Source organism: Streptomyces sp. NPDC001153 (genome assembly GCF_053598315.1).
Genome location: NZ_JBSFJZ010000025.1, coordinates 37,112 through 51,507, shown reverse-complemented (window position 1 = coordinate 51,507; position 14,396 = coordinate 37,112). Strand labels below are relative to the sequence as shown.

Sequence of the window (14,396 nt, the reverse complement as noted above, 5' to 3'; positions counted from 1 at the left end):
TCACCACCGACGCCCGGCAGGTCACCCGCCGCCGGCAGCCCGGCCGGTCCAGAAGTTGATGCGCTCCCGTACGACGGGATAGCCGGCCCGGCTGAAGTGCGCGGCCATGGGGAAATTGGTCCGGTCGGTGGCGGCGGCGATGAAGTCGGCGCCCTGGGCCGCCAGGAAGTGGGTGCATTCACTGAGCAGGTCGTAGGCGTAGCCGTGGCCCCGTTGTTCCGGCACGACGCCGATGAAACCGACGCAGGGGCCGGACGGGTTGCGGGCGGGGATGTGGATGCCGACCGGCTCGCCCTCGGCGGTGCGGGCGGTCCGCCACCAGGCGCGTGGGGACGGAAACCAGTGGAAGAGGTCCAGTTCCTGCTGTGCGGCCAGGTCCGGACCGCCCTGTTCGAGGGCCCGGCGGGCGTGGGCGTCGAGGGTGACCGAGTGGATGCGGCGCAGCAGGTCGTGGAACACGGCGTCGTCCGGCTCGGCGGCATGCACGAGGCGGCCGGGGCGCTCGGGCAGGCCCCGGTCCGGGGTCCAGCGGTACAGGAAGCGCTCCACCAGGGGCGTGTAGCCGGCCGCGCGCGCGGCGGCGGCCCGCGTGCCCAGGGCGGCCCGCAGCCGGGGGTCGGCGCGCCAGCCGGAGGGCAGGTCGAGTTCGAGTTCGCCGGTCTGCCAGGGCGCCGTCCGCAGGAGTTCGGCCCCGGCCTCCTCCTCGCCCTCGGCAACGTCGAGCCAGTTGATCAGGAGCGGCTCGGGGTCCTCGGGCCGGCTCCACCAGGCGGCGCGGGCCACGGTGCGGCCGTCCCGTACGGCGATGCGCTGCCAGTCGGGGCGGAAGCGGGTGTTCCGGTGCTTGTCACGGAACGCCAGCGGGTCGGGCATGGTGTCGAAAAGGTGCGCGGTGCTCTCGTCGAGCGCGCGGATGACCAGGGTGGTCATGGAATCCTCCGGGATGCGTGCCGCCGCACGGCGGCGGGGACGCGCTCCCGGTCAGGCGCGGCACACCCGGGTGACGGGGAGGCGGGAGCGCAGGATGACAGTGGCCATGACGCTCGCCTCCTTCCGTCCGTCTCGGGCGTGCCGGCTCAGGCTACGCGGGCAGCACGCGGGGGTCCATCGCTTTTCGCCGGCCGCGGCGGGGGCGAGGGGCTGGTGTCCGCCACGGGAAGCCCGGGTGCGGAGGGCGGCGTAGCTTGGGGTTGTGAGATCGGTGCGCGGCGGGTCATCGCATCGGGACCTTGGAGATCGCGGCTGGTTGCGGGGCGCGCCGCCGCCGTGGTGGGTTCGGGTGCTGCCCGTGGTGCTGCTCGTGGGCGTCACCGTGGCCACGGTGTCCACTCCCGCCGCGCGGGACTCCGGTTTCGTGCTGGGGGCGATCCCGCCGCTGGCCGTCCTGTCGTACGGCCCGCTGGCCACCGCGTTCCTCGGCGCCGGAGTGGTCGTGGTGCTGAACATCCCCGCCACCCATCTCAACCGCCCCGGCAACACCGACCTGCTCACCATCGTGTTCGTGGCCGTGCTGAGTGTGTTCGTGTCGTATGTGCGCAGCCGCCGGGACGCCCAGCTGGACACGGAGCGGGCGATCGGCGAGGCCGTGCAGCGGGCCGTGATGCCGCTGCTGCCGGAGCGGGTCGGTGGCGTGGGCTGCGTGGGCTTCTACCGCGCCGCGCAGGACGGGACGCTGGTGGGCGGGGACTTCTTCGACGTGCGGCACGGGCCGTACGGGGTGCGCGCGGTGATGGGCGACGTGCAGGGGCACGGGCTGTCGGCGGTCGCGACGGTGGTGTCGCTGCTGGGCGCGTTCCGCGAGGCGGTGCTGGACGAGCCGGACCTGGAGTCGGTCGCCGCGCGGATGGACCGCAGGCTGGCGGTGGACTCGGCGGACGTACGGCACCCGGAGCTGTTCGCCACCGGGGTGCTGCTGGAGTTCTCCCCCGACGGGCGTGCCGTACGGGTGGTGGCCTGCGGTCATCCGGCGCCCGTGCTGCTGCACGAGGGGGCCGCCCTGGAGGTGACGGTCGTGCCGGGACCGCCGCTGGGAATCGGGCTGGTCGGCGTCGGCCCGCCGAAGGAGGTCACCGTGACGCTCGGGCCGGGCGACCGGCTGTTCCTGGCCTCCGACGGGGTGTGGGAGGCGCGGGACGCCGACGGCGCCTTCTACCCGCTGCCCGCGCGGCTCGCCGCCCTGACCGGCACGGCCTCCGCCGAGCTGCCCGGGGCGGTGTGGACGGAGCTCGTGCGGCACCAGTACGAGATCCGGGACGACGTCACCATGCTGGTGCTGGCACCCGCGCCACCGGCCGCCTGACCGCTCCGCCGGTCAGCCCACGTCCCACAGGAAGCGGTGGGTGTGGATGCCGAAGTAGGGGAAGGACTGGATCTCGCGGACGCCCTCCAGGGGCCGTACCACGTCGTTGACGAAGTCCAGCAGGGCCTTCGGGCCGGGGGCGACCACCTCGGCGAACAGATCGAATCCACCCGAGGTCAGCACCGAGTAGACGACCTCCGGGCGTTCGGCGAGGGCGTCGGCGACGGCGCGGGGGTCGCCGTCGACGCCGATGCCGAGCAGGGCCATGGCCTGTCCGCCCATGGCCATCGGGTCGGTGACCCCGACCACCTGGACGGCCTTGGAGTCCAGCAGGCGCTGCAGCCGCTGCCGCGCCGCCGAGGCGGACAGGCCGACCTTCGGGCCGAGGTCGGCGTAGGCGATACGGCCGTCGGTCTGCAGCTCGCGCAGGATGGCCCGGTCGATCTCGTCCACGCGTGTCCTTTCAGTGCGGTCCGGCCGCGGCTCTCAGCCCGCCAGTTCGGCGAGGGCGGCGGCGAAGAGCTCGGTGTGGGTGTCGACGTCCTGCTCGGTGGTGTCCGGGCACATGAGCGCCATGTTGTGGAACGGGGTCAGCAGGATGCCCCGGTTGGCGAGGTAGAGGTGCAGGAAGTCCTCCAGCTCCGGGTCGGAGACGGCCGCGGACTCGCTGCCGGTGCGCGGTGCCGGGCTGGTGAAACGGTACTCGGTGCGGGCGCCGATCCGGCTCACGGACCACGGCAGCCGGTGGGTCGCGACGCCTGCCCGGACACCCGCCTCGAAGCGCTCGGAGAGCTTGGCCATCCGGGCGAACGCCTCGTCGGTGAGGACGTGTTCGAGGGTGGCCCGCATCGCGGCGACCGACAGCGCGTTGCCCGCGAGGGTGCCGCCGACGCCGCCCATGTCGACGAGGTCCAGGTCGGTGCGGGCCAGCAGCCGCTCGGCGAGTTCGGCGGACAGCCCGTAGGCGCCGGCCGGGATGCCGCCGCCGATGGCCTTGCCGATGGTCAGCAGATCGGGTTCCAGGTCCCATGCCGCGGTGCAGCCGCCGGGTCCGGCGGAGAAGGTGTGGGTCTCGTCGTTGATCAGCAGGCTGCCGTACCGCCTGGTCAGCTCGCGTACGCCGGCGAGGAAGCCGGGATCGGGCAGAACGATGCCGATGTTGGTGAGAGCGGGCTCCATCAGGACGGCGGCGACGTCACCATGGGCCAGTTCGCGCTCCAGGCCGACGAGGTCGTTGAACTCCGCCACCCGGCTGGTCAGCGTCACCTCGCACGGGGCGCCGACGTTGCCGGGGCGAGCGGTGCCCGTGCCGTCCGGGCCGACGACGATCAGGGACTCGTCGACGCTGCCGTGGTAGCAGTAGCTGTTCACGAGGATCTTGGGGCGCCCGGTGACGGCCCGGGCGAGCCGGATCGCCCAGCGGTTGGCGTCGGTCGCGGTGAGCGAGAAGCTCCAGCGCGCCAGACCGAACCGGCGGGTCAGCTCGGCGCCGACCCACTCCGCGTCCTCCGTCGGCAGCATCGCCGTGGCCCCGCCCAGCTCGGCGAACCGGCGCTGTACGGCCTCGGTGACCGGGGCGGGTGAGTGGCCGGCCATCGCGCCGGTGTCGCCGAGGCAGAAGTCGATGTACTCGTGCCCGTCCACATCGGTGACCCGGGCGCCGCGCGCACCGGCCAGATAGCGGGGAAAGGCACCGGCCGTCTTGTTCATCCAGGTCATCGGCACCCGGCCGAAGAGGTGGTCGGCGCCCGCGTAGGCCGCACGGGAGCGCGGGCCCAGGCGCTCGGCCTCGGCGCTCTCGCGGGCCAGGAGGGCGTGCAGGCGCGTGCGGTCCATGGAGTACCTCACTGGAGACGGTGACGAATGGCGCGACCATACGACTGAAACAGCAATGTGCTCAATACTGGACGCACGATTCGATCGTCAGCACGACTGAATCAAGCGCCCGCCTGTAACACGATCCCCGCGCGGGTGACGCATCCCCCTCCTCCAACTGACGAACCCATAGCCGGAGTTCGAACATCCCCGTACAAACGCCAGGCCGCGCCACCCCTTCCGCCACGTAGAAATATCTACGAGCATGCATATGCCGAGGGCAGGCGGACGAGGACACCCGGAGCAGTGCATGACGAACACGATGTGGATGCGGGGCGTGGAATGGCTGGCCGCCGCGGCGGCGGACCCGCGCTCCTGCAAATGGGAGTGGGATCACGGCGAGGGCGTCGCACTGCTGGAGGCGGGCCGTTTCTGGGACGTGCTGAGCGTCCCGGAGCGGCTGGGCCTGCTCACCCTCGACCAGCTGTGGCGGCCCGGGCTGCCCGTGCCGGGGCCGACACTGGTCGACACGGCGGCGGGCCGGGTCGGGTTCTTCCTGCCGCCGGACCCCTCCGGGGGCTGGGTGGGAGCCGGTCTGCGGTACGCGACCAAGGGCGCCTGGGTCGCCGTACCGCCGCCGTACCGGCCCGCGCGTTTCCTGGAATGGCTCGTACCGCCGGACGGCTCCGGCGCGCTCCACTCGCCCGGCGACCTGGAGGAGGCGCTGCGGCAGGCCAACGGCACCCTCGCCGTCCTCTCGCCGCTGCGCGGGCAGTGACGGTTCAGGCGCGCTCGGGCGCAGGTCGCGCACCCGGGCCGGCCCCGGGGAGTACGGCCGACAGCGCGTCGGGGTCCGCGGGCACCGTGCGTCCCTGCGCGCGCCATTCCGCGACGAGGCCGGCGTAGATCGGCTCCGGGGCTTGGTCCGCCCGTGGCGGCCGGCCCGCCCGGCGCCTGCGGTCCCGCCGTTCGATCCGGTCCAGCCGGTCCAAGAGGTGTGCCGGGTCCAAGCGGTTCATGCCGGGGCAACGCCCGTGGTGCGCTGCCGGTACGGCCCGCCGCGCAGGCTCACCGGCTCGGGTGAGGCCGTCGCTCGAACGAGGTCTTCCGCCTGTCGGACAAGCATTCCGCCGCGAGGCCTGCCTCCCGTCGGACAAGCATCCCGTCGGCAGGCGGCGAGCGGGGCGGCCGCCCCTTCGCCCGGCGGGCGGGGCGGAGAGGGCGCTCCTATGCTGGGAGAGCCAGGGCTTCGGCGTCCCGCTCATCGCACGGTGACCCCTCTCGTGCCTGGAGTCAGCCCATGCCGCGTACGTCCGCACGCCTGCTGAGGGGGGCCGCGGTCGCCGTCACGGTGGCGACGCTGTCGGCACCGGTCGCCGCCGCGCCCGTACGGGCGTTCCCGGCCTCGGCGCCGGCCGCCCTCTCCACCGACACGCCCGGCCCGGCCCCCTCGGCAGGGGCCGTCCGTGACCTCACCCCCGCAGTGGCACGCCGACTGGACGCCGCCGTGGGCAGGGTGATGCGCGAGGCGAACATCCCCGGCGTGACCGTCGGCATCTGGACGCCGGGACAGCCCAGTTACGTCCGCTCCTTCGGGGTGGCCGACAAGAAAACCGGCCAGAGGATGGCGCCGGACCTCTACATGCGGATCGGCAGCGAGACCAAGACGTTCACCGTGACGGCGCTGCTGCAGCTGGTGGACCGGAAGAAGGTGGGTCTGGACGATCCGATCGGCACGTACATCGACGGTGTGCCCAACGGCGACCGGATCACATTGCGTCAGCTGGCCGGCATGCGCAGCGGACTGTTCAACTACTCCGAGGATCCGGGTTTCGACAAGGCGCTCACCTCGGATCCGCAACGGCCCTTCACGCCCCGGCAGTTGCTCGCCTACTCCTTCAGGCATCCGGTGCTGTTCCAGCCGGGGCGGAAGTTCTCCTACTGCAACACCAACCTGATCCTGCTCGGTCTGGTGGTGGAGAAGGAGAGCGGGCAGCACCTCGGGGACTACATCAGGCAGCACGTTCTCGCTCCGGCAGGCATGCAGCACACGCTCTTCCCGGCCGGCGGCGAGTTCCCCGCCCCGCACGCGCAGGGCTACACCCGGCAGACGGCGAACGGCAGGGAAGCCGACGCGGCCGACTGGAACCCGTCCTGGGGCTGGGCCGCCGGCGCGATGATCTCGACCCTGCGGGACCTGCGCACCTGGGCGCCCACGGTCGCCAGGGGCCGGTTCCCGGACGGCACGCGCATGGTCAGTACCGCGACGCAGCAGCAGCGGCTGACCACACCGCCGGCGGGCGCGACGAAGGGCGCCGGATACGGCCTGGGCATCTTCGACGTGCAGGGATGGATCGGCCACAACGGCTCCCTGCCGGGGTACGAGACGGTGGCCGTCTACCTGCCGTCGACCCGGACGACACTGGTCGCACTCCTGAACACCGACACCGGCTACCGGTCCCAGGAGCCGAGCACCGTCCTGGTCGAAGCGATCACGAAGATCATCTCCCCGGCGCACGTCTACAATCTGCCGGTCACGCACACCGGTTGAGGCGGCACGCGCCGCGGGCATCGCCCGCAGGGGACACGGTCCGGTTCGGGCGCCGGAGCCGTACGCGGGGCCGCGACCGGTCCCCCGTTCCGGTCGTGCCCCGCGGACTGCGGAAAAGGTACGCGCCCTGCCAAACACGGGGTAGTGCACGCGTGCCCGGCAGGGCCCGCACGGGACTCACCGGTGCACAGACGAGTCCGGTTGGTCCGGGTTCGGCCCGCCGGGACCGGGTACACCGAGGTCGGGCACGGACAGCTCACCGGTGACGAGCTGGGCGAGGACGACCTCGTACAGGTCGGTGCCGCCTGCCGTCAGCCGGCGTTCCAGGACGGGTTCGGCGGCCCGGACGTGTTCGCGCACGGTCTGGGCGTGTACGCCGAGCACATGGGCGGCGCGTTCGGCGTGCGCGTCGGCGCCGGTCCAGGCGCGCAGGGTGCCGCGCAGGTCCCGGCCGTCCTCGTCGAGGCGGCCGAGCAGCCCCTCCGCCCAGGAGCGCAGCGCGCTCGTGCCGAGCAGCTCGGTGAGCCGGGTCCGCGCCGTCGGACCGGGTGCGCCGCCGGAGGGGTCGTACGGACCGTGTGCCGCCTCGGTGTTGAGGGCGGCGTGGACCACGGCCCGGACGGGCAGCCGGGAGAGGTCGGCGCCGAGCAGCGCGGCGACCCGGTCCATCCGGGCGCGGACGGTGTTGCGGCTGACGCCGAGCACCTTGGCCGCGTTCACGGCGGTGAACTCCAGGCCCAGCCGCGTGGTGGCGAGCAGTTCGGCGCGCACGTGGTGCGGCAGCGGGTCGAGCGGGCGCAGTACGGCGGCGGCCCAGGCCCGCAGCGCCGTGGGGTCCATGAGCTGTGCGGGGCGGGTGCGGGCGGCGTAGACGGCGTACCGGTCGGACCGGAAGCGGGCCACGGCGAGGGCGGTGACGGCCTGCCCGTAGGCGGTGGCGGTCAGGGCGAGGCCCTGCCGGGGGCTGCCGCCGAGGAAGGTGCCGCGCCGGTCGGCGACGAGGGACCGCAGCCGCTCCCCCACCTCGGCGGACGGGCCGACGACGATGACGTGTTCGTCCACCGCGGGGCAGCGCACGACCAGCGCCCGGCCCTCGGTGGCGTCCACGCACGCGTCGGCGAGCCGGTCGCGTTCCACGGCGGTGCCCTCGAGGACGTAGACCCGGGCGGTGTCCTGTTCCAGCAGGCCCGGCCACAGCCCGGCGGCGACCCGGCGGGCGGAGACGGTGTCCTCCACCATGAGCAGTTGCAGGATCGCCAGCCGCAGATCGGCCGTGGCCCGCCGCAGCCGCCGCCCGGACTCGGCCGACTCCCGTTCCCTGAGCAGGAGTTCCAGTACGCCGACGGTGTGGCCGAGGATCTCGGTGGTGCGCCGGTCGAAGGGCTCCGGGCGGGCCACGGCCAGGACGGCCCCCGCCGCGGGGCCGGGCCCCGGATGGCGTATGCCGACCAGCCGCACATGCCGTGCCCCGTCGTCGAGGGACGCGGCGCAGACCCGGCCGGCGAGGATGTCGGCGAGCACGGCGGGGTCGAGCGACAGGCGCTCACCGGCGAGCAGGCCACCGCTGCCGTCCTGGAGGCACACCGAGGCCCGCACGGTCCGGGCGAGCCAGTCGACGAGCCGGCGCGGATCGCGTCCGGCGGGCCGCAGCTGGTCCAGCAGCTCCTGCGCCCAGCCACTGTCCGCGCCGTACGGCTGCGGGAACGCGGGGCCCTCGTCCGGTCGGACGGCCACGTCCTGCTCTCCTCACCTCCGTGTTGACCTGGGCTTACGCATCCGTACGTTACCGGAGGCGCCGGTGCTCCCGCGCCGGACACGGCTCCGCCGGCGGCCCGGGGGGGATGGGACGCCGGCGGAGATGTCGCGGTCCGGGGCGGGGGGGGATGCCTCGGACTGCTCATGGCTCGCATGCCCCGGAATCCGCGAACTACACAACGATCTCGCCCGCGAGCCGACGGTGCGCGCCGACCGGCCGCCGGCGCATTAGGCTCGGTGAATGGCGAAGTACTTCGACGTGCACCCCGAGAACCCGCAGCCGCGCAGCATCGCCCAGATCGCCGACGCGGTGCGTTCGGAAGCACTCATCGCATACCCGACCGACTCGTGTTACGCACTGGGCTGCCGGCTGGGCAGCCGGGACGGCATGGACCGGATCCGCTCCATCCGTCATCTGGACGAACGGCATCACTTCACCCTGATGTGCCGGGACTTCGCGCAGCTCGGCCAGTTCGTGCGGGTGGACAACGACGTCTTCCGGGCCGTGAAGGCGTCCACGCCCGGCAGCTACACCTTCATCCTCCCGGCCACGCGCGAGGTGCCGCGCAAACTGCTGCACCCGAGGAAGAAGACCGTGGGCGTGCGCATCCCCGACCATGTGGTCACCCAGGCGCTGCTGGCGGAGCTGGGCGAGCCGCTGCTGTCCAGCACGCTGCTGCTGCCGGACGAGAATGAGCCGCTGACGCAGGGCTGGGAGATCAAGGACCGGCTCGACCACGCGGTGGACGCGGTGGTCGACTCGGGCGACTGCGGCACCGAGCCGACGACGGTCGTGGACTTCTCCAGCGGGGAGGCGGAGATCGTACGGCGGGGCGCAGGGGACACCAGCCGCTTCGAATGAGGGCGTGACGCTCCCGGTAGCCGGGTCCGGCACGTGGAAGGCCTGCCCGGCGCCCGGCACGGGCGCGGTAGGCCGGTCCGCCGTTTGTATTGACATGCACGCGCCCTGGTACGAGTCTGAGAGCGCTCTCAGAACAGGTACGGACCAATGTCCGTACGACCCCGACCCCACACGGAGGCAAGAGAGTGCCGCATCAACTCACCCGCCCCGCGCTGCCCCTGGCCGCCGCCGCGGCCCTGGTCGGCGGGGTGCTCGCCCTCGGCGCCCCGGACCACGCCGGTGCCGCGGTGCCGGACACCGTCCCGCTGAAGATCACCAACAACTCGGGCCGCTCCGCACCGGTCTACGTCTACGACCTCGGCACCCAGCTGTCCTCCGGACAGCAGGGCTGGGCCGACGCGAACGGAGGCTTCCACGCCTGGCCGGCGGGCGGCAACCCGCCGACACCCGCCCCGGACGCGGCGATCGCCGGCCCGGCCCCCGGACAGTCCACGACCATCCGGATACCGAAGTTCTCCGGCCGGATCTACTTCTCCTACGGCCAGAAGCTCGACTTCCGGCTGACCACCGGCGGCCTGGTGCAGCCGGCCGTGCAGAACCCGTCCGACCCCAACCGGAACATCCTGTTCAACTGGTCCGAGTACACCCTCAACGACTCCGGGCTGTGGCTGAACAGCACCCAGGTGGACATGTTCTCGGCGCCGTACGCGGTCGGTGTACAGCGTTCCGACGGCAGCGTGAGCTTCACCGGGCACCTGAAGTCCGGTGGCTACACCGGCTTCTTCGACGCGCTGCGCAGCCGGTCGGGCGGCTGGCCCGGCCTGATCCAGACCCGCTCCGACGGCACGGTGCTGCGCGCTCTGTCGCCGCTGTACGGCGTGGAGACCGGGGCCCTGCCGGCGAGCGTGATGGACGACTACGTCAACCGGGTCTGGCAGAAGTACACGACGTCGACGCTGACCGTCACGCCGTTCGCCGACCAGCCGGGCACCAAGTACTACGGCCGGGTCTCGGGCGACGTCATGAACTTCACCAACGCCTCCGGTGCGGTGGTCACCAGCTTCCGGAAGCCGGACGCGGACAGCGTCTTCGGCTGCCACAAGCTGCTCGACGCGCCCAACGACAATGTGCGGGGCCCCATCTCCCGTACTCTGTGCGCCGGTTTCAACCGCTCGACCCTGCTGGTCAACCCGAACCAGCCGGACACCTCGACGGCCGCCTTCTACCAGGACGCGGTGACGAACCAGTACGCGCGTGCGGTGCATGCGCAGATGGCCGACGGCAAGGCCTATGCCTTCGCCTTCGACGACGTCGGCAACCAGGAGTCCCTGGTCCACGACGGCAGCCCGCAGCAGGCGTATCTGACGCTGGATCCGCTGAGCTGACGTGCCACGGCCCCGCACCACTCGGGGACGCTGTTGGTTTATTCGGGGCCTGGTCCTACTTCGCCCTGTCGAGGATGAGCTCGGCGGGGCGAAGTGCTGCGAAGTGGCTGGTGCGGGTGCGTGCCCGGGGCGTCTTGGTGAGGTGGGCATCGATGCGGGCGAGGTTGATCGCAGCGCCGGTGAGCTGGTGCTGAAGACTGGTCTTGGCCAGCCCGCGGTAGCGGGATCTGCGCACGCCGCAGCGTTGGACGGCCTGGGACATGGTGCCTTCGACGCCCGCCCGGACCTTGTAGCGCTCCTTCCAGGCGTCGGTCTGCTGTTCGGTCCTGGCAGCCTGGAGCGCGTGGTGCTCGTCGTGGCGGCGTAGTCGCAGTTCGCGGGGCCGTTTGATGTTGGGCGTGTTGATGCACGCCTGCCGCATGGTGCAGGGGCGGCAGTCACTGGCCGAGAACACCACCCGCAGCACCGGCTGGCCGCGTTGGGAGAGCCTTTCGCTCCAGGTGGTGCTGGTGCGGCCGCCGGGACAGGTGGCCTGCTGGTGGTCCCAGTCGATGGTGAAGGCGTCCTGAGCGAAGCCGCCTTCGGCGCTGGTCTGGGCGCTGTTGTTGGCCTGGATGGGGCCGTGCAGGGCGATGCCGTGGTCGCGCCGGGCGCTGACCAGGGCGGGGGCGGTGGGGTAGCCGGCGTCCACCCAGTGTTCGGCGGGCAGGCAGTCACGGGCCGCGAGCTGGTGGTGGATGGTCTCGGCCATCGACCGGTCCTGGACGGTGGCCACCGTCGTGGCGACGTTCGTGATCAGGTTCGGGGCGTCCGGCTCACAGGTCTCGGTGAAGTGAACCTTGTAGCCGTCCCACATCGTGTCGCGCTTCACGCTGCCCCGTGCGTCGGTGTCATAGGGGGTGACCAGGCGCAGCGCGCCCGGCGGACGGTCTTTTGGGCCCCTGCGCCTCACCTCGCCGTCCACGTGGTGGAAGTGCTGGACCCACATCTGCCGCAGAGTCTCCACCTCGGCAAGCCCGCGCAGCCCGGCGGGGGCATCAGCGCTGAAGACCGCAGACAGCAGACACGTCCCGTCCCGGCCGATCCGTGTCCCCACCTCGTCCCGCTTCACGCGGCCGGTGGGGAATCGCGTGTCCTCCGCCCGCGTGGCGTAGTGCCTCAACCACTCCGGCTGGGCCACCCCCGACAGCCAGGCCGGGGCAGCCTGGGCGAGCGCGTTCAACGCCGACCGCAACGTCTCCGCCACCATCTCCAGCCAGCACAGTTCACGCGCCGCCGACAGCACATACGTGGAGTCCGTCCGGGCCCGGCCCGCGCTCTTGAGCAGCCTCTTCTCACGGGCCGCGGCCAGAATGCCGTCCAGCACCCGCCGTCCCCTGTCCGCCCCGGCCAGCCGCTCACGGAACTCCGACAGCACCGAGAAGTCGAATCCCGGGTCGTCCAGTTCCAGCCCGAGTGCGTATTTGAAATCGATCCTGGCCCGCACCGCTTCAGCAGCCTGCCGGTCGGTCAGCCCCTCCACGAACTGCAACACCGACACCAGCGCCAGCCCGCCCGGCGACCAGGCCGGCCTGCCCCGCACCGGGAACAAGTCCGTGAACTCCTCGTCCCTGAACAACGGTCCCAGCTCGTCCCTCACCCGGATCGCCAGGCTCCCCTTCGGGAACGCGGCCCGAGCCACCCGCACCGTCTCCGCCGGAATCTCCCCAGATCCCTTCGGCTGCATCGACATCCGCACCCACCCCATACGACAACGTCGGCCTTCAAGACCACAACCAGGTCTCGAAGGCCGACGTCACGCGAGGCCCCGAATAAACCAACAGCGTCCCACTCGGGTGCGGGGCCGCGACGGGTGACTCAGCCGGTGGTCAGGGCGGTGTCGTCCACGACGAAGCTGGTCTGCAGCGAGGAGTCCTCCACGCCGTTGAACTTCAGGGTGACCGTCTGGCCCGCCAGCGAGGACAGGTCGAAGGTCTTCTGGCCGTAGCCGGAGGCCGCGTTGAGGTTCGAGTAGGTCGCGAGGGTCTTCGAACCCGCGGTCACCGTCAGCTTGTCGTACTGAGTGCTGCTGGTGGTCTCCGAGGTGTCGATGTGCAGGTAGAAGGTCAGGGTCGCCTTGCAGCCCGCGGGGATCGTCACCGACTGGGACAGCGTGTCGGTGTGGGTGGTGCCGGAGCCGTCGAGCCAGGCCTTGTACAAGCCGCCGCCGTGGGCCCCCTCACCGGTGTCGTTGGTGACGACGCCGCTGGTCGCGCTCCAGCCGGTGCCGCCGGACTCGGAGCCGGGGTTGTTCAGCAACTGGGTCGAGGTGCAACCCCCGCCGCCACTGGGGTTGACCGCCCAGGCGAAGGCCGCGGTGCCGGTGGCGCCGGTGTGTCCGCGCGCCGGGGTGCCCCGGCCGTCGGTCACCAGCACCGCGAAGCCCTGCTCGGCGAACCACTGCGACACCAGCGTCTTCCCGTCGTGGCCGCGGTTACGCACTGACCGCCCGAGCCGCCGCAGGGGTCACACAGCACCGGAAGCGGGCCGTCGTCCCGGTGCCAGGAGGGCAGGTGGAGGGCCTCCGGCCGGTGCGCAGCACCTCGGTACGCGGGCGCGGGCCGCCGGTGCCGGTGGGGTGGTACGGACGAGGGTGCCGCCGCGCAGCACACCCCCGTGCAGGACCGGGCCCGTGCTCCGGCGGCGCGGTTCGGTCCCCGGCCGCCGGGACCACGGTCCGACCGCGGTGGGCTCGTCGGACGCGGTGAACAGCACCTCGTCCCCGTCGACGCCGGGGACGGCACACAGCTGGCGTCCCGGCGGCGTGACCGGTTCGGGGTCGGCCGTGAGGTGCCGGATACCCCCCCAACGGACGGGCGTGAGCCGGCCGTTGGGCTCGACCGGGGCCGGCCAGAGGGTGACGTCGGGGTTCGGGGCGCCGGCGGAGGCGTGGCGACGGACCTCGGGCGGGCTGTCCGGCGTGGCCGGGTCGTGCGGTACAGCGCCGCACGCGACCGCGATCCGTCCGGGCGCGCAGCGGGGCGGTGCCGTCGGGCGCCCATCAGTGACCGCGCGGCCCGCCGGGAAGCGCGGCGTCGGCAGACGTAGGCGATACGACGGCCGGAGGGATCGGGGCGCGGATCGGCGGCGGGACGTGTGGCCGGCAGCCACGGGGGTCGCCGCCGCGCATCGGCACGGTCCACAGCGCACCGCCCAGCGCGAAGGCGACCGCCTCGGTGGCCTCGTCGGTGGCACACCCCTCGATCCCGCGCGGCCTGCGCACGGCAACGAGCAGCCGCACCGGATCCTCCTCGACAGCGCACCCGGCTACGAGTAGCGACGGCCCGCTCTGTTCACGCGTCCCGGGTTCGCCTCGGGCCTCACAGCCGTACCGTCATCGCGACGGTCACCTCGTCACCCGGCGCGAGCCCCTCCGGCCTGCGCACGGCGCTCTTGAGCGGCAGGAGGTACCCGCCGTCCCTGGGGAAGAGGGACGTGGTGAAGTCCGTGCCGCCGATTCTGGCCTCGACCGGGATCACGCCCCAGCCGTAACTGGCCAGCGCGGCCACGTCACGGATGTCGACGCACTCCGCGTCCGGCACGGCGACGAAGTAGTACGGCGCCGGCCCCCGCCACTCCACGACCCGTCCGGCGAAGGCGAGTTCCACTGGTCTGCCTGCCCCTCTCGCTCAGCGGCCTCCCAGCGTACCGGCCGAGGCCCCGCCAACCTCCTGTGATCGGTGCGTTGTT

At 72.5% G+C, this 14,396-nt stretch carries 13 protein-coding genes and 1 pseudogene; 5 read left to right on the top strand and 9 right to left on the bottom strand.

Translation table 11 applies throughout. The annotated features are described in order from the left end of the window. Nucleotides 1–21 precede the first annotated feature (21 nt). On the bottom strand, nt 22–930 hold the full coding sequence (locus tag ACWDEN_RS26930) for a GNAT family N-acetyltransferase (protein WP_450860309.1): 909 nt from the start codon (nt 928–930) through the stop codon (nt 22–24). Nucleotides 931–1,192: 262 nt separating this feature from the next. Here ACWDEN_RS26930 and ACWDEN_RS26925 point away from each other — a divergent pair, with 262 nt between their 5' ends. Then, the gene (locus tag ACWDEN_RS26925) at nt 1,193–2,299 is read left to right on the top strand and encodes a PP2C family protein-serine/threonine phosphatase (RefSeq protein ID WP_351617983.1); all 1,107 of its coding nucleotides are present in this window, start codon (nt 1,193–1,195) and stop codon (nt 2,297–2,299) included. Between the two features lie 12 nt (nt 2,300–2,311). Here the strand turns inward: ACWDEN_RS26925 and ACWDEN_RS26920 are convergent, their stop codons facing one another. After that, a complete protein-coding gene (locus tag ACWDEN_RS26920) occupies nt 2,312–2,752 on the bottom strand; it encodes an Lrp/AsnC family transcriptional regulator (RefSeq protein ID WP_228622050.1) in 441 nt (146 codons plus the stop codon). Nucleotides 2,753–2,785: 33 nt separating this feature from the next. Next, a complete protein-coding gene (locus ACWDEN_RS26915) occupies nt 2,786–4,135 on the bottom strand; it encodes a transaminase (RefSeq protein ID WP_450860308.1) in 1,350 nt (449 codons plus the stop codon). A 289-nt stretch (nt 4,136–4,424) separates the two neighbouring features. Between ACWDEN_RS26915 and ACWDEN_RS26910 the strand changes: the two genes are divergently transcribed. Beyond that, complete coding sequence (locus ACWDEN_RS26910; protein ID WP_351617977.1) at nt 4,425–4,892, top strand: hypothetical protein; 468 nt, start codon at nt 4,425–4,427, stop codon at nt 4,890–4,892. 4 nt (nt 4,893–4,896) lie between these two features. On the opposite strand, the gene ACWDEN_RS26905 is transcribed toward ACWDEN_RS26910, so the two are convergent. Then, complete coding sequence (locus ACWDEN_RS26905) at nt 4,897–5,133, bottom strand: hypothetical protein (protein ID WP_351617974.1); 237 nt, start codon at nt 5,131–5,133, stop codon at nt 4,897–4,899. 281 nt (nt 5,134–5,414) lie between these two features. Here ACWDEN_RS26905 and ACWDEN_RS26900 point away from each other — a divergent pair, with 281 nt between their 5' ends. Next, nucleotides 5,415–6,665, top strand: a complete 1,251-nt coding sequence (locus ACWDEN_RS26900; protein ID WP_450860307.1) for a serine hydrolase domain-containing protein — start codon at nt 5,415–5,417, stop codon at nt 6,663–6,665. Nucleotides 6,666–6,842: 177 nt separating this feature from the next. Here the strand turns inward: ACWDEN_RS26900 and ACWDEN_RS26895 are convergent, their stop codons facing one another. Beyond that, on the bottom strand, nt 6,843–8,399 hold the full coding sequence (locus tag ACWDEN_RS26895; RefSeq protein ID WP_351617969.1) for a helix-turn-helix domain-containing protein: 1,557 nt from the start codon (nt 8,397–8,399) through the stop codon (nt 6,843–6,845). Between the two features lie 262 nt (nt 8,400–8,661). Here ACWDEN_RS26895 and ACWDEN_RS26890 point away from each other — a divergent pair, with 262 nt between their 5' ends. After that, complete coding sequence (locus ACWDEN_RS26890) at nt 8,662–9,282, top strand: L-threonylcarbamoyladenylate synthase (RefSeq protein WP_450860306.1); 621 nt, start codon at nt 8,662–8,664, stop codon at nt 9,280–9,282. 185 nt (nt 9,283–9,467) lie between these two features. Beyond that, on the top strand, nt 9,468–10,667 hold the full coding sequence (locus tag ACWDEN_RS26885) for a glycoside hydrolase family 64 protein (RefSeq protein ID WP_450860305.1): 1,200 nt from the start codon (nt 9,468–9,470) through the stop codon (nt 10,665–10,667). A gap of 55 nt (nt 10,668–10,722) precedes the next feature. Here the strand turns inward: ACWDEN_RS26885 and ACWDEN_RS26880 are convergent, their stop codons facing one another. The 4 genes and pseudogenes from ACWDEN_RS26880 to ACWDEN_RS26865 all read right to left on the bottom strand — a co-directional run bounded on the left by ACWDEN_RS26880 (nt 10,723) and on the right by ACWDEN_RS26865 (nt 14,314). Beyond that, entirely contained in the window at nt 10,723–12,399 is a 1,677-nt protein-coding gene (locus ACWDEN_RS26880) for an IS1182 family transposase (RefSeq protein ID WP_450860304.1), read from the bottom strand. Between the two features lie 125 nt (nt 12,400–12,524). Beyond that, nucleotides 12,525–13,040: pseudogene (locus ACWDEN_RS26875) on the bottom strand (hypothetical protein); the annotation flags it as partial. Nucleotides 13,041–13,707: 667 nt separating this feature from the next. Beyond that, a complete protein-coding gene (locus ACWDEN_RS26870; RefSeq protein WP_351617961.1) occupies nt 13,708–13,947 on the bottom strand; it encodes a hypothetical protein in 240 nt (79 codons plus the stop codon). A gap of 79 nt (nt 13,948–14,026) precedes the next feature. Further along, nucleotides 14,027–14,314 (bottom strand): DUF1905 domain-containing protein, encoded by a 288-nt coding sequence (locus tag ACWDEN_RS26865; RefSeq protein ID WP_450860303.1) that lies wholly within the window; start codon nt 14,312–14,314, stop codon nt 14,027–14,029. Between the last annotated feature and the right edge of the window lie 82 nt (nt 14,315–14,396).

What these genes read in the sequence shown, in the direction of transcription:
- ACWDEN_RS26930 (WP_450860309.1), bottom strand. Translation starts at nt 930, where the DNA reads ATGACCACCCTGGTCATCCGCGCGCTCGACGAGAGCACCGCGCACCTT.
- ACWDEN_RS26915 (WP_450860308.1), bottom strand. Translation starts at nt 4,135, where the DNA reads ATGGACCGCACGCGCCTGCACGCCCTCCTGGCCCGCGAGAGCGCCGAG.
- ACWDEN_RS26910 (WP_351617977.1), top strand. Translation starts at nt 4,425, where the DNA reads ATGACGAACACGATGTGGATGCGGGGCGTGGAATGGCTGGCCGCCGCG.
- ACWDEN_RS26905 (WP_351617974.1), bottom strand. Translation starts at nt 5,133, where the DNA reads ATGAACCGCTTGGACCCGGCACACCTCTTGGACCGGCTGGACCGGATC.
- ACWDEN_RS26900 (WP_450860307.1), top strand. Translation starts at nt 5,415, where the DNA reads ATGCCGCGTACGTCCGCACGCCTGCTGAGGGGGGCCGCGGTCGCCGTC.
- ACWDEN_RS26890 (WP_450860306.1), top strand. Translation starts at nt 8,662, where the DNA reads ATGGCGAAGTACTTCGACGTGCACCCCGAGAACCCGCAGCCGCGCAGC.
- ACWDEN_RS26880 (WP_450860304.1), bottom strand. Translation starts at nt 12,399, where the DNA reads ATGTCGATGCAGCCGAAGGGATCTGGGGAGATTCCGGCGGAGACGGTG.